Genomic DNA, 23324 nt, shown 5'->3' on the forward strand with positions numbered 1-23324 from the left:
TTCACCATCGACGCTCTAACCCTTGCTGCTACACCCATCTGAGTTTTGTTAAGAAAGATGTGAGTAAGGCATAGCTTAAGAAGGGGGGGACAAGAGTTAAGTTAGAAGTCAACCCCTACTCCCCTTTTTAAGGGGGATTTAGGGGGATCGAGACTTAAAGCGATCGATAAACGCGATAGTTAATTTCAGGGAAAATATTATCAATCTCCTCAACCTTCTCCAACCAACCCGAATCAACTTTCCCTTCTTTCACTTCATCGTAAAGTTTGTGAAAGCGCATTAAGTGCGATCGAGTCCGGCGCACTGCATAGGGCACCATCGTCCCTGTACGCATGATAAATGCCCAGTCAGAAGATTGAGCTAGCAGCACTTCCCGCGCCGCCTGGTTCAAAGCCCGCCACTGCAATTCATCCGCAGGTTCCATGCTTCCCAACTCAATCATCCGTTCCGCAGCTTTGTGCAAGTGCGGGTAAATCCAAGCATTGGTATCGTTGAGCCAATACTCGTGGAAACCCCGGAAACCCCAGCTAGACTGAGACGGGCGGCACACTTGCTGAGTCGGATTTCCCCGCAAATAATCGGCTAAGTGCGTCATCTCGTAGGTATTTTGGTCGTACCAACTCTTGCGGAACAGGTAATCTAAGAACCAAGGCCCTTCGTACCACCAGTGACCGAAAAGTTCGGCGTCGTAAGGCGAAACAATAATCGGCGGACGCTGCATAATGCCGTTGAGGTGTTCGACTTGGCGTTCCCGGTTGAAAGCAAAGTTGCTGGCGTGTTCGGCTGCTTTTTCCCGTGCCCAGTACGGATCGTACAACTGTTTATCGCCTAAACCCAATCCGCGACCGGTGATTTTGTGATATTTAATCCCGGTATTTTTCCGCTGGCCGTTGGGCATGATGTAGGGCTTAATGTAATCGTAGTCAGCTTCCCAGCCCAAATCTTTGTAGAATTCGCGGTATTCGGCGGCGCCTGGATAGCCGACTTCGGAAGACCAAACCTGCTGCGAGGATTCGTGATCCCGGCCGAAGGCTGCGACTCCACATTCGGTGAAAATTGGGGCGTAGCTGCCGTAGCGGGGACGCGGGCGGGCGTAGAGGATGCCGTGACCGTCTGTGAGAAAGTAGCGCAGGCCTGCGTCGGCTAACATCCTCTCTAAGCCTTCATAGTAGGCGCATTCGGGCAGCCAAATGCCTTTTGGTCGGCGGCCGAAGTTTGCTTCGTAGTTGTCGCAAGCTACTTGAATTTGTGCCCAAACTGCTTCGGGGTACATTTTCATCAGCGGTAGGTAGCCGTGGGTGGCACCGCAGGTGATGATTTCGAGGTTGTTGGTATCTTGGTGTTCTTTGAAGGCTTTGACTAAATCTCGATCGTACTTTTCCCAAAAGTTGCGAACTTGAGAGAAGTGGGTGGCGTAATGTTCTGCTAAATAGCGGAGGTGGCCGTTTCCGCTGTTGTGTTCGATTTCGAGATCGGCTAATTCTTCGAGTTTAGCCAAGTGGTCGTCGAAACGGTCTTGCAGCAAGGGATCGCGCAGCATTGCCACCAAAGGCGGCGTCATGCTCATGGTAATTTTAAAGTCGATGCCGTCGCGCTTGAGCCCTTCAAAGACTTGCAGCAGGGGAATGTAGGTTTCCGCGATCGCCTCAAACAGCCATTCTTCTTCTAAAACGTAGTCGCTTTCGGGGTGGCGGACAAAAGGCAAGTGGGCGTGGAGAACGAGGGCGAGGTAGCCAATAGTCATAATGATTTGGATGCCGTAGTTATTAACTGACGCCAGTTAGGCACAGCTTTAAAATATTTTAAGATTTTATGCTGAAACGGGACTCAGAAAATGCCGTGTTTTTTTAATGGCCTTTCTCTAACAAACTAAATGTCAGCAAATTCTGATTTTCTGCTTGCTGTCGGATGAGGGCTGCTGCTGTTTGAGAGTCTACTGCCTTTGAGAAAAAGAATCCCTGGGCGTACTCACATTTTAACCCTTTTAGTATAGATAGTTGCGAGGCTTCTTCGACTCCTTCGGCTACTACATCCATGCCTAAATTGTGCGACAAAGTAACGATCGACCGCACAATTTCTGTCGGGTCAATGCCTCCTTTACTGAAATCGAACTCACCTCCCATCCTGCTAACAAAAGAGCGGTCTATTTTTAAGGTATTGGTGGGGAAGCGGTGCAGGTAGGAAAGCGATGAATAGCCGGTGCCGAAGTCGTCAATGCACAAGTGTATGTTTCGGGTTCTGAGCTGCACCAGCATTGCTGTTACTGATTCGGAATTTTCTATGAGTACGCTTTCGGTAATTTCTAGTTTTAAACTGCTGCCATCGAGTTTAGTTTCTGCGAGAACTTGGTCGATGTATTCGATTAAATCTGGCTGAGAAAACTGTTTGACAGAAATGTTGACGCTAACGCTCAAGGGGGGGTTGCTGGGAAATAGCTGCTGCCACTGGCCGATTTGGTGGCAAGCTGTGCGAAGTACCCAGCGGCCGAGGGGTACGATCAAGCCGGTTTCTTCGGCGATGGTGATGAATTCGCCGGGGGAAACTAAGCCGCGTTCTGGATGCTGCCAGCGCACTAGGGCCTCAAAACTGGTAATTGTGTTAGTGGCGATCGACACGATCGGCTGGTAGTGAATAATAAACTGGGGCGCTGCGGATAAGGGAGGTAAGGCTGATGCGGGGGATGGGGGAAAGTCTTCTTCTCTGGCCGGCTCTCTAATTGATTCGATCGCCCGCCGCAGGTCGTTTTCTAGCTGCAACAGCCGCAAAGCGTGGGCGTGCATGGAACTGTTGAAAACTTCGTGTCGGGCTCTGCCGAGTTCTTTGGCGCGGTACATTGCTGTGTCGGCGTCGCGCAGCAGGGTTGTCGGTTCCAGGTATTCCCCAGAACTCAAAGCTATCCCGATGCTGGCGGTGATAAATACTTCGTGTCCGTCTAGAAGGAGAGGGGAGGTGATTTTCTTTTGCAGGCGGTTGACAATGGTGGTAGCTTCATTGATGCCCTCGATGTCTTCTAGCAACAGCACGAACTCGTCTCCTCCGAGGCGGGCTACTGTATCTCCGACCTTCAGACAAGCTTCCAGACGCCGCGCGATCGATACTAGCAACTGATCGCCGATGGCGTGGCCGAGGGAATCGTTAACTACTTTAAATCTATCTAAATCGAGAAACAGCACGGCGAACAAGTAGTCTTTGCGCCGTTTTGCCATCCTCAGAGCGTGTTCCAGCCGATCGGTAAATAGCGATCGGTTAGGCAATCCGGTGAGGGCGTCGTGAAAAGCATCGTGCAGCAGTTGTTCTTCGGCGAGTTTGCGCTGAGTGATATCGTGACAGTTAATCACGATTCCCTCGACTGCGGGATCATACAGCAAGTTGGTGGCTACAGCTTCTACATAACACCAGGAACCGTTGCGGTGGCGGACTCGGTACTCAACTGGGCACTGGCTTCTTTTGGGGTTTTCAATGGCTTTGTGGAGGGTTTCGGCGATCGTGGCACAGTCGTCGGGGTGAACTATTTCTAAGGCACTGCGGCCGATCGCCTGGTGGGGCGCGTATCCTAAAATTCGCTTGACGGAAGGGCTGATGTAGCGGAAGATTCCTTCGGCGTCGAGAATGATCGTGATGTCTGTGGCGTTTTCAATCAGCGAGCGAAATCGCTGTTCGCTTTGGCGCAGGGCTGATTCTGCTTGTTTGCGATCGCTGATGTCCAGGGCTACTCCGTCTATAATTACGTCGCCGTTTTCATTTTTGGAAAATTTAGCGCTGTCTTGCACCCACTTGACCTCCCCTGATCTCAGAACGATCCGGTACTGGCGATCGCACGGCAAAAGAGTCGCTTTCGATGCTGCTACCCTGCTGTCACACGAGCTTTTGTCCTCTGGATGGATGATTTCGGTCAAGAGTTCCGGGTGCGAAATCACTTCTTCGGCCCCGAACCCAGTAACTTCGCGCACGCCCGGACTGATGTAGGGCAGGGACATTGTGCCATCTGGATGCAGCACGGTGCGGTAGACTGAGCCGGGAATGTTGGCTGCCATTGTGGCTAGCTGCTGCTGGATGCCGCAGACTGCTGCTTCGGCGCGCTTGCGTTCTGCAAGTTCGGTTTGGGCTTGTTGGTAGAGTTCGGCTTGGTGGATCGCGATCGCGCACTGATCGGCTATGGCTTTGAGTAGCGACAGTTCTTCTGCGCTCCAAGAGCGCGCCCGATCGCACTGATAGAGGGCAATTCCTCCCAAAAATGACTCCTGGTAGAGCAGTGGGGCGATCGCGACGGCGCGAAACCCTACCAACTCTGCTGATTCTTGCAGCGACGGGCACAGTGTCGATAACTCGTCGATGATCAGGGTTTCCCCGGCCGCGAGCCCGGATCGGTAGTGCTCGGCCACTTTGCAATTTAGCCCGACGAACCGTTCTCTGTCGGCTGATGAGCTGATGTAGCGAATTCTGATGCCGCCTTCAGTATCTGGCTGCAAGATGGCGCAGGCGCTGATTTCTAGAGCTTCGTGCAGTTGATCTGCGGTGGTTTGCAGCACTTCGTCGAGTACAAGGGTGAAGCGCATGGCTTGGAGGATGCGGTTGACGATCGCTTCTCGCTGAGCTTGCCGCTGAATTTGGGCGATCGCTTCTTGTTGCTGGCGCCGCATTTTGTATTCTTGGAGCGATCGTTCTAAGACTGTTGGCAACCTAAACAGTCGCCCTTTTAATACGTAATCGGTCATTCCGGCTTTGAGGCACTCAACAGCCGCTTCTTCTCCCAAACTTCCCGTTACTAAAATCAAGGGTATGTCTTGCCCTAATTCCTGCATTAATTTCAATACTTCTAAACCGTTGAAGCCGGGGAGGCGGTAATCTGAGAGTACAGCATCGTACTGGCAATTTTCGAGCAGTTTTCTGCACTCGGTTGCTGTTTCGGCAGTGTCGCACTTAAAATTTACCCCCCCCGCTTCTAAGGCGAGCACTATTAATTCCATATCTTCTGCCATGTCTTCGATAATCAACAATTTTAATGTTGATTCCGCTACCATTTTTAGTAGATAGTTTGTCTGATTTATATCTAACATAAGGTATAGGGGATGTTTTTAATTTGTTCTTCGTGTTTTTGCTAGTAAATTTTTAGACTGAGTGTGGTTGTTAATTTGATCTCAATATTTTTTTTGAGTTATTTTTAGCAAAATCAATTATATACTCTACTCGCAAGACCTTTATTTAGCACCGACAGTCGAGGGCTGACCGAACCGATTGGGGCTCATCCCAATTTTTAAAAGAGCGTTTTTTAGGAGTACGAGCATCTTTCACAGTCAAGCCTAGATATTTTGCTTCCATGCCTAACAGTGAATACTCCTGCCACACCAAAATTCTGATGCTCTCACCGATTGTGACTTATTTAAGTGTATAAGAGTTTTAAATTTTGAATTTCAAACTCTTATACACTTAACTTACTAATCTATACTACCGTTTGAGATTGTTTGCCCTAGTTTAAAGTAAAACGCGGCTCCTTGACTAGGTAGGCTTTCGGCCCAAACCGTGCCGCCGTGGCGGTGAATAATCCGCTGGACGATCGCCAAACCGATGCCCGTACCTTCAAATTCTCTCTGGGAGTGGAGCCTCTGAAAGGCTCCAAACAGGCGATCGGCATATTCCATCGGAAAACCCACCCCGTTATCCTTGACAAAAATCGTCCCATCCGGTAAACCCTCAATAACTATTGTAGCTGGAGTGCGTCCGCGGCTGAACTTGACGGCGTTGCTAATTAAGTTGCTGAACACCTGTTGCAGCAAGGTTGGATCTCCCATTACTGTCGGCAAATCTCCGACGACAAATTCAACGCTGTGGGGAGTTTGGGCCGGATCTGCGACGGTTGGGGGTTTAGTTAATTTAATCGCATTTTGTACCAAACGGCTCAGATCGATCGGAATTTGCCTCAACTCGGTGCGAGTCACCCGCGACAGGGCGAGCAAACCGTCAATCAACAGGCTCATTTTTTGGCTGCTGTCTTCAATTACTTCCATATAGTGAACTATTTTGCGATCGCTCAAAGCCTCAGTTAATTCTAGCCGCTGTTTCAACGCTTCTACAAAACCTGAAATGTGTCGCAAAGGTGCGCGCAAGTCGTGGGAAACTGAGTAAGAAAAAGATTCTAATTCTTGATTTGCAGCTTCTAATTGGTCTGTGCGTTCTGACAAAGCTTGTTTTGTCTCTACCAACTCAGTGATATCGCGAGAAGTGCCAATTAAAGCATAAACCTCGCCCTCGATATTTCTCAGGGGAATTTTAAAAGTATCGTAGTAAGTAGTGTCGCCAGATATCACAAATTTATCCTGCAAGTGCAGAGTTTCCCCTGTTTCAAATACCTGCGAATTTTCCCTAGAGAATTTTGCGGCTATTTCTGGGGCGAAACATTCAAAAATAGTTTTGCCCTGCATCTCTTTTCTGCTATTTAATCCAGCAGTTTTTGTAACAGATTGGTTGACAAAAGACAGGCACATATTGTCGCGACCTACCACAAAAATGTGATCGGGCAAAGCATCAAAAAAAGTTTCTAATTCTGCGGTACGGTGCGCGACTTGAGCTTCTAAAGTTTCGTTGAGTTCTTTGAGTTCAGCTTCTACTCGTTTGCGTTCGGTGATATCTTGACCAATGCTGATACACCTGCCGTCGGAAATACTAACATTTGCCCAAGAAGTGTCGATAATTCGCCCGTCTCTAACTTGTGTTTTGAAGTCCCTCCAGTTCTGAGTTGCTGCTTCAATTTCATCTCCAACATATTGACGGTATTCGGGCAGCGGATAAAATTCTGCCAAGATATCCCGGTTTTTTATTTCTGCCAAACTCCAGCCTAGCACTTCTTCCCAGTGACGGTTTACCCAGTTTATTTGACCGTTTTTATCTAAGAAAGCGAGCATGACCGGCACGTTGTCGAATATAGTTTGCAGCAGTTCTTTTTGCTGTTTTAATGATTCTTCGGCTTGTTTGCGATCGCTGATATCGAGTACGGAACCGATAAATTGTAAAATTTGTCCGTCTGGGGTTCTTTTGAAAATTTTAGAGCGATCGTGCACCCAGCGCCATTCCCCATTTTTGTGTTTGATTCTGTAGTCTCTGTCATCCGTTTCATAGGGATTGCTGCTGTGTTTTAGTCGCTCCATACCAGTAATTAGCTTTAACATATCATCGGGATGAACTAAGTTGGCTAAAGCGTCTTTACCCAAATCTTGCAATTCTTGGGGAGTGTATCCCAGCATGGCTGTGACCGATTCATTTGCATAAATATTTTTGTTTTCTACTGCATCGTAAATGTATAGAAAGTTAGGTATTGTTGTAACAATACTCTCTAAAAGTTGTTGATGTTTTTGCAGTTTCGATTCTGCCTGTTTGCGCTCGCTTAAGTCCAGCACAAAACTGACGCCTAACTGTTGCGTTCCTTCTAAAAAAGTGCTGCCCACCAGCACCGGAACGCGGCTACCATCGGAGCGTATAAATTCTTTTTCAAAGGGAACAACCGTATTTCTAGCCTTCAGTTCGGCAACTTTTTCTGTATCTAAACGCACGTATTGTGGCGGTGTCATTTCTTGCCAGTTAATTCTTCCTGAAAGCAGATCGTCCCGCGTATAGTTTACCGTGTTTAAAAAAGCGGCATTGGCATCTGTAATGCTGCCGTTAAGATCCCAAAAAATTAGGCCGATCATGTTAGAATCCACTATGGCTTTAAATTTGGATTCGCTTTGTCGCAACTGATCTTCGACTTGTTTTAGTTCTGTGATGTCGCGGGAGATGGATAAAACTGTTTCTACTGAATTGTCTTCAGCAAACTCGGGAATGACTCGACAGTGGTAATGTTTTATGCCATCGCGAGTGGGAAACTCAAATTCTATGGTTTCTTGTTGGCCGCTACCCAAAACTTTCATAAAAGCCTCATCCCACAGGTTGCACAAGTGTGGCGGCATTCCTGATTCTTGGTTGGTTTTGCCAATCAATTTTGCGGCGGGTTTTCCAGTTGTTGCTTCTACTGCTGGGTTGATGTAAAGGATGCGTAGTTTGCGATCGAACCGAGCGATAATATCGGTCGCATTTTCGGCGAGGGCGCTGAAAGCTTGTTCGCGCCGATGCAGTTCTTCTTGAGCGCGGTGAAAATCGGTTATGTCTCTGGCAAAAGAGAGAATTGAAACTACTCTTCCCGATTCATCGATGAGTGCAGAATTGTACCATTCGCAGTAAATTACCGAGCCATCTTTGGTATAGTTGCGGTTGCGGCAAACGTTGCGGGTTTCTCTGCTGTGTAACAGTTGATTTGTGACGGCGCACACTTGCTCGAAGTCTTCTTGATGAACTATTGACCATTCGTGCCAGTATTTGCCGATTACTTCGGCTGCACTCCAGCCAAATATTTGTTCGGCCATTGGCGACCACCGCACTACCCGAAATTCCCTGTCCCACTCTACAACTGCCATTGGTGAGTTTTCTAGGTGAAATTCCCGCCGCGAGTTGGCTTGTTTTCTTTGACTTTGAAGTTGCTGGCGGAGTTGCTTTGCCTCGGCCAAGCGATCGCTAATTTCCTGTGTGTTTGCTGAGCCGGCTTTGGCAATGTGAGCAATGGTTTCTGCTGTTTGTTTTTCGAGTTCGTTCCAAGCGAGTTCGAGGGCTGATTCCGCCTGCTCTACCTCAGTGATGCTGTTCTGAAACAGTGTGGCACTTTTAACTGGAATTTCACGCATAGTTTTGACACTTAGGCCAGTGTTACTTTGAGAATTCAAAATTAAAGCTTAAAAATTAAAAATATAGAATTTCCTGTTAAATTATACATTTTTAATTTTTAGTCTGTGCGTGGAGCCCGATCGTTGGATGCGGGCGGCGTTATTAAAGACTGCCAGTAAAAGGATCTGGGGTGCAGATCGATCGGCAATTGTGGTGGATCGATCTAAAATTCTCCTGGGTAAGGGAAGGGTGCGGGCAGGAGCTGACCCTAAGTATATTTTTGCACAGACTTGTTGTTTGGGGGCGATCGAAAGGAGATCGGCGTGGATCGGGGCGTCGATCGCATCGCAACTCTGTAGCAGGGCATTGTGTGTGCCGCACGCTGTCTCTACTAAACGAAAGGCGCTTTTCCCGATTCCGGCAGGGGTTTAAACCTGCCCGAATGCGGGTTTGAGGGGCTGGTTGACACCAATGAAACCGCCGCTACCTACAAATAATCTCCAATCACTTTGGTCAATAAAAAGCTAAAATAAAATCTAAAGTTATTCAGTCTTTTAAATCGCTTATGACTGCTGCTGCACCCTCTTCGATAAAAAATCAAACTCAGTACGAAGCCATTATCGGTCTCGAAACTCATTGTCAATTGAGTACGAATACTAAAATTTTCTCCAGTTCTTCTACAGAATTTGGCAATGCCCCAAATACTAACATTGACCCAATTTGTATGGGAATGCCGGGAGTGTTGCCAGTATTAAATCAAAAAGTGCTGGAGTATGCGGTGAAAGCAGGGCTGGCTCTCAACTGCTCCATCGCACCTTACAGTAAGTTTGACCGCAAGCAATATTTCTATCCCGATTTGCCGAAAAATTATCAAATTTCTCAGTTCGATTTGCCGATCGCTACTAACGGTTGGTTAGAAATTGAACTGGTGGACGAGAAGGGAAATTCTACTAGAAAAAAAATCGGGATCACTCGCTTGCACATGGAGGAAGATGCCGGAAAATTGGTTCACGGCGGCAGCGATCGGTTGAGCGGTTCTACTTATTCAATGGTAGATTACAACCGCGCCGGTGTGCCTCTAATCGAAATTGTTTCGGAACCGGATTTGCGATCGGGCGCGGAAGCTGCCGAATACGGTCAAGAATTGCGCCGGATCGTGCGCTACATCGGTGTTGGCGACGGGAATATGCAGGAAGGTTCGCTCCGGTGCGACGTGAATATTTCGGTGCGCCCGGTTGGCCAAAAAGAGTTCGGCACGAAGGTGGAAATTAAAAATATGAACTCTTTTAATGCGATCGAACGGGCGATCGATTATGAGATCGAGCGGCAAATTCAAGCTGTGGAAAATGGTGAAACCATCATCCAAGAAACCAGGCTTTGGGATGAAAACAAGCAGTGTACTTTCAGTATGCGGGTTAAGGAAGGTGCAAGCGATTACCGGTATTTCCCGGAACCGGATTTGCCTCCGATCAAAGTTTCAGCCGAGCAATTGCAGGATTGGCAAGCTCAACTGCCGGAATTGCCGGCAATGAAGCGCAATCGCTACGAAACTGAGCTCGGTCTTTCTCCCTACGACGCGCGGGTGCTGACTGACGACAAAGCGGTGGCGGAGTATTTTGAAAAATCGATCGCCGCCGGTGCTGTGGCTAAACAAGCTGCCAATTGGGTGATGGGCGATATTACTGCTTATCTGAAAAATGAAAAGCTGGCGATCGCAGAAATTCCTTTCCAACCGCAGGATTTAGCCGAACTGCTGGGGCTAATTGAGGCCGGCACGATCAGTGGCAAAATTGCTAAGGATATTTTGCCGGAGTTGCTGGCAAACGGTGGTTCGCCTCAGAAGTTCGTTGAGAGCAAGGGTTTGATTCAAATTTCGGATACTGGGGCGATCGATCAGGCGATCGATGCCGTGTTAGCCGCCAATCCCAAGGAACTCGAACAGTACCGAGCCGGTAAAACTAAGCTGCTGGGCTTTTTTGTCGGCAAGGTGATGAAGGAAACGGGCGGCCGGGCCGATCCCAAATTGACCAATGAGCTGCTGGTGGCGAAGCTTAACGGCCCAGGTTAAGCAGTCGTTAAGGGGATCGTGTAGCGGATACAGCGGCGGGCGATCGGTTTTCCCCGATCCCGCCGCCCTCTGGCCCTTCTCGCTGGCTCGTAACTTTATAATTAATATACATTTCTTTACAACATCTTCACCTTTGGGGGTAACACCCCTCATCCCGACCGTGTTATATTGTGTTATGTAGATGCACCCTGATGGCAGAGAGAGTTACTTAGGTAGCTCTCTCTTTTTTTTGTCTTTTTTTTTGCACGGACGTGAAAATACGGAGGGGGGAGAGGGCACGGCTGTTTCATTCTCAGATCAAAAGGAGGTTTTCTGTAGGGGCAGTGCTAAGAGTGCCTGCCCCAAACCCAAAAGGGGCAACCACGGGGGGTTTGCCCCTACAAGAAAATGAAACCGCCTTGGCGGAGAGGGGGAGTAGCCATACCGATTCCCGATTACCGATTACCGATTAGCAATTACCGCTTTGAGTCGATTAATATCAACTTTAGTTATTACCTAATTTTGACATTATGAGCGAACAAGCTAGCGAGCTAATCAAGCAGGGGATTTCGCAATATCAGGCGCGTCAATTTGAGGCGGCGCTGGGTTCTTGGCAGGAAGCGCTGGGGCTGTATCGCTCAATGGACGATAAGCGCCGATCGGGTGCGGCGCTGGGTAATATGGGCGTAGCTTACGAAGCGCTCTTGAATTATGCTCAGGCGATCGACTGCTACCAGCAACATTTGGTGTTAGCGCGGGAAATTGGCGATCGCCGGGGTGAGGCAAATGCTTTGGGAAATCTGGGCAATGCTTGTTGTGCTCTGGAGGATTTTTCTGGTGCTATTGATTACCAGCAACAGCGTTTGGCGATCGCGCGGGATACTGGCGACGCGCGCTCTGAGTTGGAAACTTTGGGCAATTTGGCGCTCGCTTACGATGCTAAGGGAGATTTGCCTGGTGCGATCGAATGTTATCACGAGCAGTTGTCGATCGCGCGCACCAGCAAGGACGATCGCATTGAGCGCAATGCTCTCAAGAATTTGAAGGTTGCTTACAAGTATTTAGCAGATTACGAGAAGGCCGACGAGTACCGACAGCAGCAATTGGCGATCGTCCGGGAACTGTTTTTAATTGATAAAAATAAGAGTTTTGTACAACTTGCAGAAACAGTTGGTTTGAATCCGATTGAGGATTTTGCTGGGGCTAATTTAAGCGGTTTTGACTTGCACTACGCTGATTTTAACGGTGCTGATTTGCGCGAAACCAACCTCCGAGGCGCAGATTTGACTTTAGCCGATCTCAGCGGTGCTTTGCTGAGCGCTGCTATTTTAATTGATGCTAATTTGTGCAATGCTAATTTGCGGGATGCTGAACTCAGCAGCGCCAATTTGAGCGGTGCTGATTTGCGGACAAAGCTGCCGCGGGCGAATTTGAGCGGTGCAAATTTAACCGGCGCCAATTTGAGCAGTGCTTATTTACCGAATGCGATTTTAGTAAATGCAAATTTGACAAATACTGATTTGAAGAATGCTGATTTAAGCGGTGTTAATTTGAGTGGCGCGAATTTAAACGGTGCTGATTTGAGCCGCGCTGATTTGAAAAATACGGTGGTTAAAAATGCGAATTTTTATGGTTGTGTGGGAATTTCGGAAGCCCTGAAGGTTGAATTGATGGCAAGGGGCGGGATTTTTGAGTAGAATGGGAAATGTTGGTAATTGTAGAGGGTAACAAAAGCTATGACTGCCGTAACTGCAAAACGATTCTCGATCGCCGAATATCACCGTTTGGAAGAACTGGGATTTTTTGATCCCGATGACCGAGTTGAATTGATTCGCGGAGAAATTATTATTATGGCTGCTAAAGGTAGGTTTCACTCGGATTGCAATACTCTTTTAGTTGAGGAGTTAATCATTTTACTGGCAAGACGCGCTCGCCTGCGTGTACAGGAACCGATTATTTTGTGTGATGAGAGCGAACCCGAACCCGATCTAGTTATTGCTCGCCGTTCTGACAATTATTTATCTCCTCACCCTCTAGCCGCTGATATTTTGTTGGTAATTGAGGTTTCTGATTCTACTTTGAAATACGACAGGAGAACCAAGTTATCTCTCTATGCTGAATCGGGAATTTCTGATTATTGGATATTTAATTTGGTAGATATTCAACTGGAAATGCACAGCGAACCTTATCAAAAACAAAGAGGTGGTTTCGATTATCGAGTCAAACGAGTGGTTTTGCCGAATGAGGTTGTGGTAATTCCAGGTTTCCCAGATTTGTCTCTCGATTTATCTGCGGTATTTCCGGCGCAGATGGGTGAGTGAAGGTGAGGAGTGCGTAAGCCGGGGCCGGGGCGTAGCCATCGCCCGGATTGATGATATAATGCAAAAGTGCGATTGAACTCTTCACCAAAGTAGCACTATGACCGCTAAAACTCTCGCCCCACCCGAACAAATTGTCCAGCTATCGGGTATCAGTTGGCAAACCTACGAAAATTTGCTTGCCGAAATCGGCGATCGGCAAATTCGACTGACATATAATCGCGGCAATCTGGAAATTAGAGTACCCTCCCCAGAACACGAACGCTTCAAACAAGTATTGGGTCGATTTGTTGAAACCTTAGCGGAAGAATTAGAGGTGAGAATTGAACCTCTTGGATCTACCACATTTAAACGTCCTGAACTTAGCGGTGTAGAACCTGATGAATGTTTTTACATCCAGAATATTAGTGCAGTTAAAGGCAAAAAAAGAATTGACCTGACTCAAGATCCGCCGCCGGATTTAGTGGTGGAAATTGATATTACCAGCCGTTCGGAAAATACCTTGCAGGTTTATACGGATCTGGGAGTGCCGGAAGTTTGGATTTATAATGGAGTGCGATTCAGAATCAACAGATTAGAAAATGGAAAATACGTTGAGGGCGAGATCAGTTTAGCATTTCCCAGCGTGGCTGTTTTAGAGATTGTCAGATTTTTGGAACAAGCAGAAACAATGGACTATTTGGAATTAGTGAAAGCATTTCGGAATTGGGTAAAAAGCCAAATTCAGCAAAACCCATGAGGGCGGATATAATTCAACAAAATTTACAATTTAAACCCGCGAAAAAAAGCTGTGTTGCGATCGATTAGAGATGATAAACTAATTTAAATATCAATTACAGGCTGGTAGTGCCAGCAATTCTACCCGATATGCGATCGCTAGAGTCTCACAACAAATACCCAGATTGCTTGTGGATGCAATTAGAAGCAATTCCAGTTCCATCGGTTGCACCCCAAACCCAGCAGCTCGACATTCACTTGAGCCTGAATTTTAACGAGCATTGGGAACCCCTGCTAGGTGGTCGCGTCAAGTTTGGTCTGCAAGGCGGGACGCTAAAACTCTATATAGAAAACTGCGAAATACCCGTAGCATCACGTCAGTTAGTCGGTTCTTTCAAGCTTTTGCCAATAGAAGAAACCCTGGCCATTCAAAGCAGTGCAGAAAATTTAGCAACCGAAAGCCAGCGGGGAGTTCCGGGGGGGGAGAAGGTGGAAAAAACTAAGGAGACAGAGAGCATATTTTGTCACGTTTCCACAATCAGCGATGATAGAACGCCAGCTTGGATTTTTGCAGTAGAACAGGGCAAATCAGTATTAAAAGGTTTGCTAAAAAGTGCTAAGCTGGGAGAATTAGCTGCCAAAGAATTTCGGATGGCAGCGGCTTTTGAAGTTGCTAAAGAAGATATTAATCTCACAGATGCGGAGGGTTTGTGGCCGCACGAAATCACGCCAAATCAACATTCGATTTTAGAAAGAATCCTGACTATATACCTGCAAGCAAATAAACTTCAACCTGCCCTCAGTTGGGCGCTATTGTCCTACAATTTGCCTCCGGTTGAACCGCGCGAAGTGGAAATTGTGCCGGAAGCTGAATCGGAATTGCAGGAAATGGTCGATCGCATTATCTCTGCTGAAACCGACAACTTTGTAGAGTTGGCCCAAATCGCCAATCTCAATCCAGCACTAGATTTCGCGGGTAGCAGCTTGCGCGGAACGACTTTAAGTGCAGTGGATTTTAGCAGCGCAAATCTCGATCGGACAAATTTCCGGGGTGCAACCTTAAACGATGCCGATTTCAGCGACGCCAACCTGCAAAATGCCAAATTCGGCGGTGCAGATTTGAGTGGCGCTTTCTTAGGAAATGCCGATCTAAGCGGTGCAGATTTGCACAAAGCAAGTCTAGCTTTAGCTAACCTCAGCGGTGCCAATTTGAGCGGCGCAAATCTGCTGGAAGTGAACTTAACAAATACTAATTTCAGCGGTGCGAATGTCGAGTCAGCCAGATTCGGGAATAATTCAGGAATCGATGAGGAGATGCAGGTGAATCTACAGCAGCGAGGCGCAATTTTTGAGGAGGTTTAGTCCGTAAGTGCAAGATCCCTTTTATTCGTCCGCCTCCATTGTGGCACGGGCGTCACGCCTGTGCGATGGAATTTCACCTTAAAACTATCGCCTCTCAAGAAAGTAGCTTCTTAATCCTTAAGTCTGTAACTAAATTTATAGAGGGCGATGAACCGTAGCTGTTAAGAGGGGAAACAGGCATTTCTTGCCAACACTGACGGCAAAACCAGTATACTTGACTGTGGCGAAGGTGACGCAGCATTTGATTCGTGCAGCAAGGACAGCTTGTCATCAAAACCTCTTTTTTATCGACGAAAGTGTATTTTTCTCTTGTTGCCAAGTGCTGTAAGCTGGGTTGAAGCAGCAACTCTATGAATTTAGAGATAAATTATTAAGAATCCTGCGTCTGCCCTACCGGGGAGTATCAATCGATTTTAGATTTTAGATTTTAGATTTTAGATTGAAGCATTGACCCCACGGATAAATTCGGGGGCTCCTTTATCGGATACAGGTTTTTTATTTCTCCGTCCTGAGTCTGCTTTCGGAATGAATCCGGGGGCTTGTATCCTGGATGCTTTCGGTCAATCATCCCATCCCAAAATCTCTGCCACTTTTCCCGGCAGGCTGGTGGCTTCAAATGGTTTGGGAATTACCCCAGCAACACCCATTTTGGCAAAGTTGGTCATATCACTTGACAAAACTCTTGCTGTCAGCAGAATCACTGGAATCGATCGAGTTATGGGATCGGATTGGAGACGATCGTACACAGCAAACCCATCCATTCCCGGCATTGATACATCCAGCAAAATAGCGTTAGGTCGTTCTGTTTGTAGGATTTGTAAACATTCTTGTCCTGATTCGGCCACCAGGGTATTCCATCCCGCGAGGTCTTCCAGGCACATCTGTATCAGTTCACGGAGGTGTTCTTGGTCATCAACGATGAGAATTTGTTTCCCTATCATCTTGCTTTCGGGCAGGAGACTGCCCTCATAATTAGCTAGTTGCAAAGTGTTCATTTTATTTGGGTTGATTAGGAATCAATTTTTTGGTTGCCAATCGGGTCTCAAATACACATCTTTAAGCAAGCGCTCAAAGATGTGTATTTGAGACTTGAATCCGAACTTTGGATGGCGGAATTCTCAACTCTTTAGCAAGCTGAATGGTTAAACCATCCGAGTGTATTTCAGTCCCATAGATTTCAGGATGTACGCGGTGGGGCAACGGGAGGAGACTTTGAAATCTACTAGGAAGGAAATAACCTTCTACTCCCACAGCTTCGGTATGTTGACCTTGGATTAAAACAGTTTCTGGAGTGATTTGGAGATTCAATTTGACAAGATGAATGTCAGGAATGTGAACTTTAAGGATCAGTGTCAGCTTCTTTTCTTGAATTTTAATACCTGCGATCGGTGTTTCCTCTGTATGAGCAATCCAAAGTGTGGATGGCTGACAACCAGTGGGCCAACCGGAAAATGAACCTGCGAGATCCTGATTTACATCATTCAAAGCCTGAAAAGCATTCATTGAGTCTCCTCCTAATGCCAAGAACTGTTAGCTGCATAGCAGGAGACTAAATAGCAACGGTAAGGAATTGGTAAAGATTCCGTTATTGTTACAAAAATTGACAAAAATGGTGAAAGTCAATCGATTTTCGATTTTCGATTTTCGATTTTCGATTGAAGCATTCACCCCACGGATAAATTCGGGGGGCAAGTTTCATCGGATACAGGTTTTTTATTTCTGGGTCCTGAGTCTGCTTTCGGGATGAATCCGGGGGCGTGTATCCTGGATGCTTTCGGTCAATCATCCCATCCCAAAATCTCTGCTACTTCTTCCGTCAAGGTGATGGGTTGGATCGGTTTGGCAATTACCCCAGCTACCGCCATTTCGGCAAATTTAGCCCGATCGCTGGGCAAAACTTTCGCTGTCAGCAGAATCACTGGAATCGATCGGGTAATCGGATCGGACTGGAGGGTCTCGTACACAGCAAACCCATCCATTCCCGGCATAGATACATCCAGCAAAATAGCGTTGGGTTGTTCTGTTTGCAGTATTTGTAAACATTCCTCTCCCGATCCTGCCGCCACTGTTTCCCATCCGCCTAAATCTTCTAAGCAGGCCTGCACAAGTTCCCGAAGGTGTTCTTCATCGTCAACAACTAGAATTTGTCTGTCAGTCATGGGATTTTGGATTGGAGATTTTGGATTTTGGATGGATGCTACAGATTAATCTCAGGGTTCTTCAATGGTGGCTAAGGGTAGGGTAAAGCAAAATGTGCTGCCTTCACCTAAGATACTTTCCGCCCAGATTTTGCCACCATGCTGCTCAACTATACTGCGACAGATGGGTAAACCTAAACCGGTGCCTCCTTTTTCACGGGAGTCGGAGGCATCGACTTGCTGAAATCGCCCAAAAATGAGTTCTAGTTTATCGGCTGGAATGCCTCGTCCGCGATCGCTAACTTGGAACAGCACAAAGTCTGTCTGGTTTTCGGCACTCAGATGAATTGTGGAATAGGCAGGTGAGAATTTAATCGCATTACTGAGCAAATTTGTTAAGGTTTGGACGATCGCATCTCCTGTTGCCCAGACTTCTGCATCCGTGGGGGTAACGATTAATGATATCTGCTGTTGAATAGCGATCGCCTGAGTGCTATCTACTGCTTGCTGCATCAAATCGGCAGCTTTGCAAACAGTTTTCTCCAGAATTGCCCGCCCGGAGTCTAGGCGCTCCAAATCTAAAATATCATTAACCAGGTTCACTAAACGATTGGTATCGAGGAGGGCAATTTCAATCATGCGTCTAGATTTTTCCGGCTTTTTATCATAAACCCCACTTTTTATTAGTCCCAATGACATTTGAATTCCTGTCAAAGGAGTGCGAAGTTCATGGCTGACAATGCCAATGAACTCATTTTTAATGTGTTCGAGCTTTTGTCGTTCGGTAATATCTTCCCCAATGCTGATAGTTCCAATGATGTTTCCCTCTGAATCTTGCAGAACGGTATTGTTCCAAGCAATGAACCGTTCTTCACCCGCTTTTGTCAAGATGGGATTTTGATAATAGACATGATATTTCTGGGCTAAAACTTCCGAGAAAACAACTTTAATCGATTGTTGAATAGAACAGGGTAATAATTCTTTAAACCAACTTTTTCCGATAACTTCGGGGTGAGTATATCCTGTGAGTTGTAAGAAGAAAGGATTAACGTAATTGACATTTCCCCTTATATCAAGTCCGACAACAATCAACTGCACGTTATCCAAAAGCGATCGCCAGCGTCGTTCGGCTTCTCGGAGCACGGCTTCGGCTTGCTTACGTTCTTGCAGTTCTAGGTGAAGTTGTTGGTAGAGTTTGGATTGCTGAATGGCGATCGACAATTGGCTGGCAATCTGTTCAAGTAATTCTATTTCCCACGATTGCCATTGACGAGGTGCCGTATTTTGGTATATAGCTAATAAACCCCAGAGATTTTCTCTCAAAAATATCGGGAAAACTGCATAACTTTTGGCTTGAAATTGTTCCACTAGCTCGATGTGACAGGGTTGAAGTTCAGCGCTGTAAATATTATTAACCACAAAATTTTCATGATTGCGGAATCGACCGCCGTGAGTTTCTTGCAGATAGGTATCTGCACAATTTTGTTGAATATCGCTTCCTATCAGTTTTCTCCAATCCTCACCCACTGACTCCACGACAAAATCACCACTCCAATCAGGATTAAAGCGGTAAATTGTAGTGCGATCAGTTTGTAATGTCTGCCTGATTTCAGTAACAGCAGTATTTAGAACGGCATTCAGATCCAAAGATTGGCGAATCCCTTGAGTAATCCTCCAGAGCAAATTTTCCTTTCTAGATTTCTGTAGTAAGGCTGCTTCCGCCTCTTGTCGAACTTCTTCCAGGTGCTTCGCTACTGTGATATCTTGATGAACGGCCACCAGAACATCGCCATACTCGGAATGATTGAATACAGAGCAAGTTGCACTACACCAAAATGGAGTCCCATCTTTCTTGACATTATGAACTTCATAGCTGAATTCACTGTTTTGTAAAACGGCAGACCGAATAGCTTGATTTACATCTTCAGGACTGACCGATGCGCTGCCATAGTTGAGAATCGAAACGTGTTGACCGTTAAGTTCGCCAGAGTCATAGCCAAACATCCGCTCAAATTTAGGATTGGCATAGACAATGGCTGCATTATCTGCTCTTACTAAACAAATGCCTTCCGCCATGTTGCGGGTAATGACAGCCTGAAGCTCAAGCATTTGTTCGGCTTGTTTAAGTTTAGTCAGATCGCGCAGACTGACGATTACCCCTACAATATTTTCGCCTGCATCACGTAAAGGGATATAAGTAACGCTCAAAAACTGCCTGACGAAATTTGGAGAATCAAACCAGTTTTCATACTGAATTTTTTCGCCAGCCAAACATCTGTCTAATCGAGGTTTTATCATGTTATCAAACACGTCGGCATCCAGGATATTTCTAACAGAATTTCCGATAACTTCGCTTTCAGATTTGTTGCACCAATTCAAATAAGCTTGATTGACTATTTGATAAATATAGTTGCGATCCATCAACACAATCCCATCTGTTGTATTGAAGACGATGCGTTCATATTGGCGGAATGCTTCTTCAGCACGTTTGTGATGGGTGATATCAAATATGCTAGAACGACTCATCATGAAGTTACCGGCTTCATCATAAATTGCTGTAGCATTTAAGTTTACCCAAATGGGTTTTCCGTTTTTATTCAACATCTGAAACTCTAAATCATGGATGTATCCTTGTTTTTTAAATAAAGGAAAGTTCTGCTCAAAAATATCTTTACTTTCAACGGTAATTAAATCAACAAATTTCTTCTGGTGGACAATTTCATCGCGGGTATAGCCTAACCACTTCAGTTCCGTATCATTAATCATAATTATTGTTCCTGCTGCATCTAGGGAATGATAGCCACAGGGAGCATTATTATATAGGTCTTCAACTTGAGTGATATAGTGTTGCAAGCTCTCGTTGACTTCAGTGAGTTCTCGTGTCCGTTCTATGCCTGGTTGTTCGAGTTCAGTATGGAGTTGCTGTAGGGAAATTCCTGCTGGTTGGCGCTCCCTCTGTTCCGTTTGTACTTGAGGAAATAAATCAGCTTGCTGAATGGCAATTCCAGCTTGAGTTGCTACCTGTCGCATGAGTTCAATTTCTGAGGGTTGCCATTCGCGAGGGGCTGCACAGTGATGGGCAATCAATAATCCCCAAAGTTCTTCTCCCTTAAGGATAGGAATAACCAGGTTAGCTCTAACTTGAAAAGTGGTCAGGAATTCCCGGTGACAAGTATCAATTTGGGCAGTATAAATATCAGATTTAGAGGTAAATAAGCCTTGTTTGAAGGGTTCGATATAGTTTTCACCCACGCAAGGATCGTGTATCTGAGTGGATAAGATTGCTGTCCATTCTGAACCAACTGACTCTACCAACACCTTTCCGCTCCAGTCGGGAGCAAATTGGAAGATAATTACGCGATCGCATTGCAGAATGTTTCTGAGTTCCGTTACCGTAGTGTTGAGAATATCTTCTAGTTTGAGGAATTCGGAGAGAGAAAGTGCTATTTTAGCAAGAATTTCTTGTTGCTGTTGTTGCAATTTCCCATTATTCTCATCAGTATGTTCTATCATTAATCTACTTAATTAATTAATTAATTACATTTTTTAGATTGAGGCAGAAACCGGGTTTTTAGCCATCGTGCGTAATACCAATTTAATGTGAAGTTGCACATATCTCGATCCCCCTAAATCCCCCTTCTTAAGGGGGACGAAAGATCGGAATCTTGTCCCCCCCTTATTAAGGCAGGGCGGTTTCATTCTTGGTAGGGGCAATCCCCCTGTGGTTGCCCCCATGTCCCAAACGCCTGTGAAATCGTCTGTGGGTGGGGGCGGGCACGGGGGCACCGCCCCTACAACAGCCTGATTTTCGTGAGAATGAAACCGCCCTGCCCTTATTAAGGGGGGCGCCAGGGGGATCGGATTCTACCGGGCCTCATAAAAAATTGGTATAAGTTGTATTTAAGTATTCCCACCCTGAAGTAAAGGACGACTGCGCCTGATTCGGCTGAATACCCGCGTGACTAATTCAGGCCCTAGTACCGGCTTGGTAATAAAATCATCGGCTCCCGCTGCAAAGGCTTGTTGGAGAGATTCTGGATCGGTATGGGCTGTCACCACCAAAATCGGTAAATTTTCCCATTGGATATCTTGTCGCACCACCTGACACAATTCTAACCCGCTAACGATGGGCATTTCTAGATCCAGCACTACTAAATCGGGCTCAGTGCGAATTAACACCTCCCAAAATTGCTGTGGTTCTTTGAGAATTGTCACCTCAATTCCCCAAGGAGTCAGTAACGCTGATAATTTAACCAGCATCACAGGGTCATCATCTACGATTAAGACTTTCGCTTCTGAAGTTTTGGGAGTGGGTAAAACACGGGCGATGGCTCGAAAAATTTGCTCGGTGGTTGCAGGTTTGTGGAGAAATTGCTTAGCACCTAAGCGCGATACTGCCAAGCGATCGGCAAGGCTATCTCGTCCGGTAAAGACAATTATAGGCAGGTTAGGCGATCGCTCGGTCAGTTCTCGCAGTAGCGTCAATCCATCTTCCTCTGTCTCTGCAAAGCTTAAATCTAGTAACATCACATCGGGCATTGACAAAGCAAGACGCGATCGGGCAGCAGTAATATTCGGCGCAATTTTCATCCGCAATCCCCAAGCTTCGGATTCTACTTTCAATCGCTCCGTTAATGCAGCATCATCATCAACTACCAAAACCCGATAGTTGAAAGTTGAAATAGTAGAAACTGGTACAGCCGTTGATGTAATCGGTGTTTTGGCTAATTCCTGCTGTAATCCTGTCACCAATTCCGAGAAGCGGGTAATTTCCTCAGCAGTCAAAGAGCGATATTTTATTAGCAAATGCTCTGCCGAGCGTGCCAATTTCGAGCCTTCGGGATAACCAAAAGATCCCAGCGATCCAGCCAATTTATGAGCTTCATGTTTGGCCGCGTGCTGTAATTCCGTTTCTAAAATTCCTGCTAATAGAGCAGTTTTTGCCTGATCCAATACAGCAATTTTTTGGTTGAAGCATCCCCGAAACCGCTCTAACACTTTGTCAATTTCGGACTTATCTACCCCGCGAGATTGATGTTTTTTGGGACTCTTTGTCACCAACTTGTTGAAGTTAAATGGCGCAGATTGGGGGTACGGTTTCAGTCGATAGCCCATGCCATAAACTGTTTCGATAATTTCTTCAGTTAAGCCGCCGGCCTTCAATTTCTTTCTGACATCCTTAATATGAGTGATAATGGCGCGATCGGTTGGTGCGTCATCAAATCCCCACAGACGATCCAAAATAGCACTGCGACTAAAGATGCGATCGGGATTTCGCAGTAATAATTCCAGCAGATTATATTCGGTCGGTGTCAGTGAAATTATTTGTTCGCAAAATGTCACTCTACCAGACTCTAAATCTAAACAAAGCTCTCCCCAAGTCAATGTATTAGCCGCTGACTTCTGAGTAGAACCTCCTGGGGAAAGTGCTTTACTGCGTCGCAATAAAGTTCGTATTCTTGCCAGTAATACTTCCGTAGCAAAAGGCTTGCTGATGTAATCATCGGCTCCCGCATCGAAAAGAGCCACCACATCCGCATCTGAATCCTTTGCCGTCATTAACAAAATCGGTTTGTGGTAGCCTTGCGATCGCAATTGCCGACATAGACTAATTCCATCGAGTTTGGGAAGCTGCACGTCTAACACAATTAGATCATACTCAATTGCTGCTGCCAAGTCTAGGCCCACTTGTTTATCATTTGCCCGATCGAACCCGTAATGATTTGCTTCCAACACATTTGCCAGTGTTGCACTCAGCCCTCCATCGTCCTCTACGAGCAGAATGTTTATCTGAGACTTCTTCATTTTGGCTGTGTGGTTTAATTTCCATGCGATCGACCCGCTTTAATGTCAGGCCGAAGCGTGGCTTTTAACTAAATCACTGCTACTCATTACTACTGCTTTTATCTTATCATTTTTGCAGTCCCATAACCTAAAAATTGCTGTCACTTCCGCAGTTTATACCAATTTAATGTGAAGTTGCACATATCTCGATCCCCCTCGCATACCCCCTACTCCCCCTGATTGTTGGGGAGTAGGGGTTGACTTTGAGAA

Annotated in this window: 13 protein-coding genes; 5 read left to right on the top strand and 8 right to left on the bottom strand. The window is 46.3% G+C overall.

All coding sequences use genetic code 11. From position 1 onward, the window contains the following. Positions 1-154: 154 nt before the first annotated feature. The 3 genes from QUB06_RS22840 to QUB06_RS22850 form a co-directional block, all read right to left on the bottom strand. Positions 155-1744, bottom strand: a complete 1590-nt coding sequence (locus QUB06_RS22840) for a glycoside hydrolase family 57 protein (protein ID WP_333071186.1) — start codon at positions 1742-1744, stop codon at positions 155-157. Between the two features lie 103 nt (positions 1745-1847). Next, a complete protein-coding gene (locus QUB06_RS22845) occupies positions 1848-5021 on the bottom strand; it encodes an EAL domain-containing protein (protein ID WP_333437215.1) in 3174 nt (1057 codons plus the stop codon). Between the two features lie 414 nt (positions 5022-5435). After that, positions 5436-8708, bottom strand: a complete 3273-nt coding sequence (locus tag QUB06_RS22850) for a PAS domain S-box protein (protein WP_333437216.1) — start codon at positions 8706-8708, stop codon at positions 5436-5438. A 545-nt stretch (positions 8709-9253) separates the two neighbouring features. Between QUB06_RS22850 and gatB the strand changes: the two genes are divergently transcribed. From gatB to QUB06_RS22875, 5 genes are all read left to right on the top strand, one after another. Further along, the gene (gene gatB, locus QUB06_RS22855; RefSeq protein WP_333437217.1) at positions 9254-10756 is read left to right on the top strand and encodes an Asp-tRNA(Asn)/Glu-tRNA(Gln) amidotransferase subunit GatB; all 1503 of its coding nucleotides are present in this window, start codon (positions 9254-9256) and stop codon (positions 10754-10756) included. Positions 10757-11265: 509 nt separating this feature from the next. Next, positions 11266-12432: a pentapeptide repeat-containing protein gene (locus QUB06_RS22860; RefSeq protein WP_333437218.1), complete on the top strand. Its 1167-nt coding sequence runs from the start codon at positions 11266-11268 to the stop codon at positions 12430-12432. Positions 12433-12471: 39 nt separating this feature from the next. Beyond that, complete coding sequence (locus tag QUB06_RS22865; RefSeq protein ID WP_333437219.1) at positions 12472-13056, top strand: Uma2 family endonuclease; 585 nt, start codon at positions 12472-12474, stop codon at positions 13054-13056. 97 nt (positions 13057-13153) lie between these two features. Next, positions 13154-13792: a Uma2 family endonuclease gene (locus tag QUB06_RS22870; RefSeq protein WP_333437220.1), complete on the top strand. Its 639-nt coding sequence runs from the start codon at positions 13154-13156 to the stop codon at positions 13790-13792. Between the two features lie 107 nt (positions 13793-13899). Beyond that, complete coding sequence (locus QUB06_RS22875; protein WP_333437221.1) at positions 13900-15132, top strand: pentapeptide repeat-containing protein; 1233 nt, start codon at positions 13900-13902, stop codon at positions 15130-15132. A 560-nt stretch (positions 15133-15692) separates the two neighbouring features. Here QUB06_RS22875 and QUB06_RS22880 read toward each other — a convergent pair. The 5 genes from QUB06_RS22880 to QUB06_RS22900 form a co-directional block, all read right to left on the bottom strand. Then, positions 15693-16073, bottom strand: coding sequence for a response regulator (locus tag QUB06_RS22880; RefSeq protein ID WP_333437243.1), 381 nt, complete (start codon positions 16071-16073; stop codon positions 15693-15695). Between the two features lie 127 nt (positions 16074-16200). Beyond that, complete coding sequence (locus QUB06_RS22885; protein ID WP_333437222.1) at positions 16201-16635, bottom strand: hypothetical protein; 435 nt, start codon at positions 16633-16635, stop codon at positions 16201-16203. Between the two features lie 275 nt (positions 16636-16910). Beyond that, a complete protein-coding gene (locus QUB06_RS22890; protein ID WP_333437223.1) occupies positions 16911-17291 on the bottom strand; it encodes a response regulator in 381 nt (126 codons plus the stop codon). A 51-nt stretch (positions 17292-17342) separates the two neighbouring features. Further along, on the bottom strand, positions 17343-20783 hold the full coding sequence (locus QUB06_RS22895) for a PAS domain S-box protein (RefSeq protein WP_333437224.1): 3441 nt from the start codon (positions 20781-20783) through the stop codon (positions 17343-17345). A gap of 387 nt (positions 20784-21170) precedes the next feature. Next, entirely contained in the window at positions 21171-23075 is a 1905-nt protein-coding gene (locus QUB06_RS22900; RefSeq protein ID WP_333437225.1) for a response regulator, read from the bottom strand. Between the last annotated feature and the right edge of the window lie 249 nt (positions 23076-23324).

This window comes from Microcoleus sp. D2_18a_D3 (assembly GCF_036702455.1).
Classification (GTDB): Bacteria; Cyanobacteriota; Cyanobacteriia; order Cyanobacteriales; family Microcoleaceae; genus Microcoleus.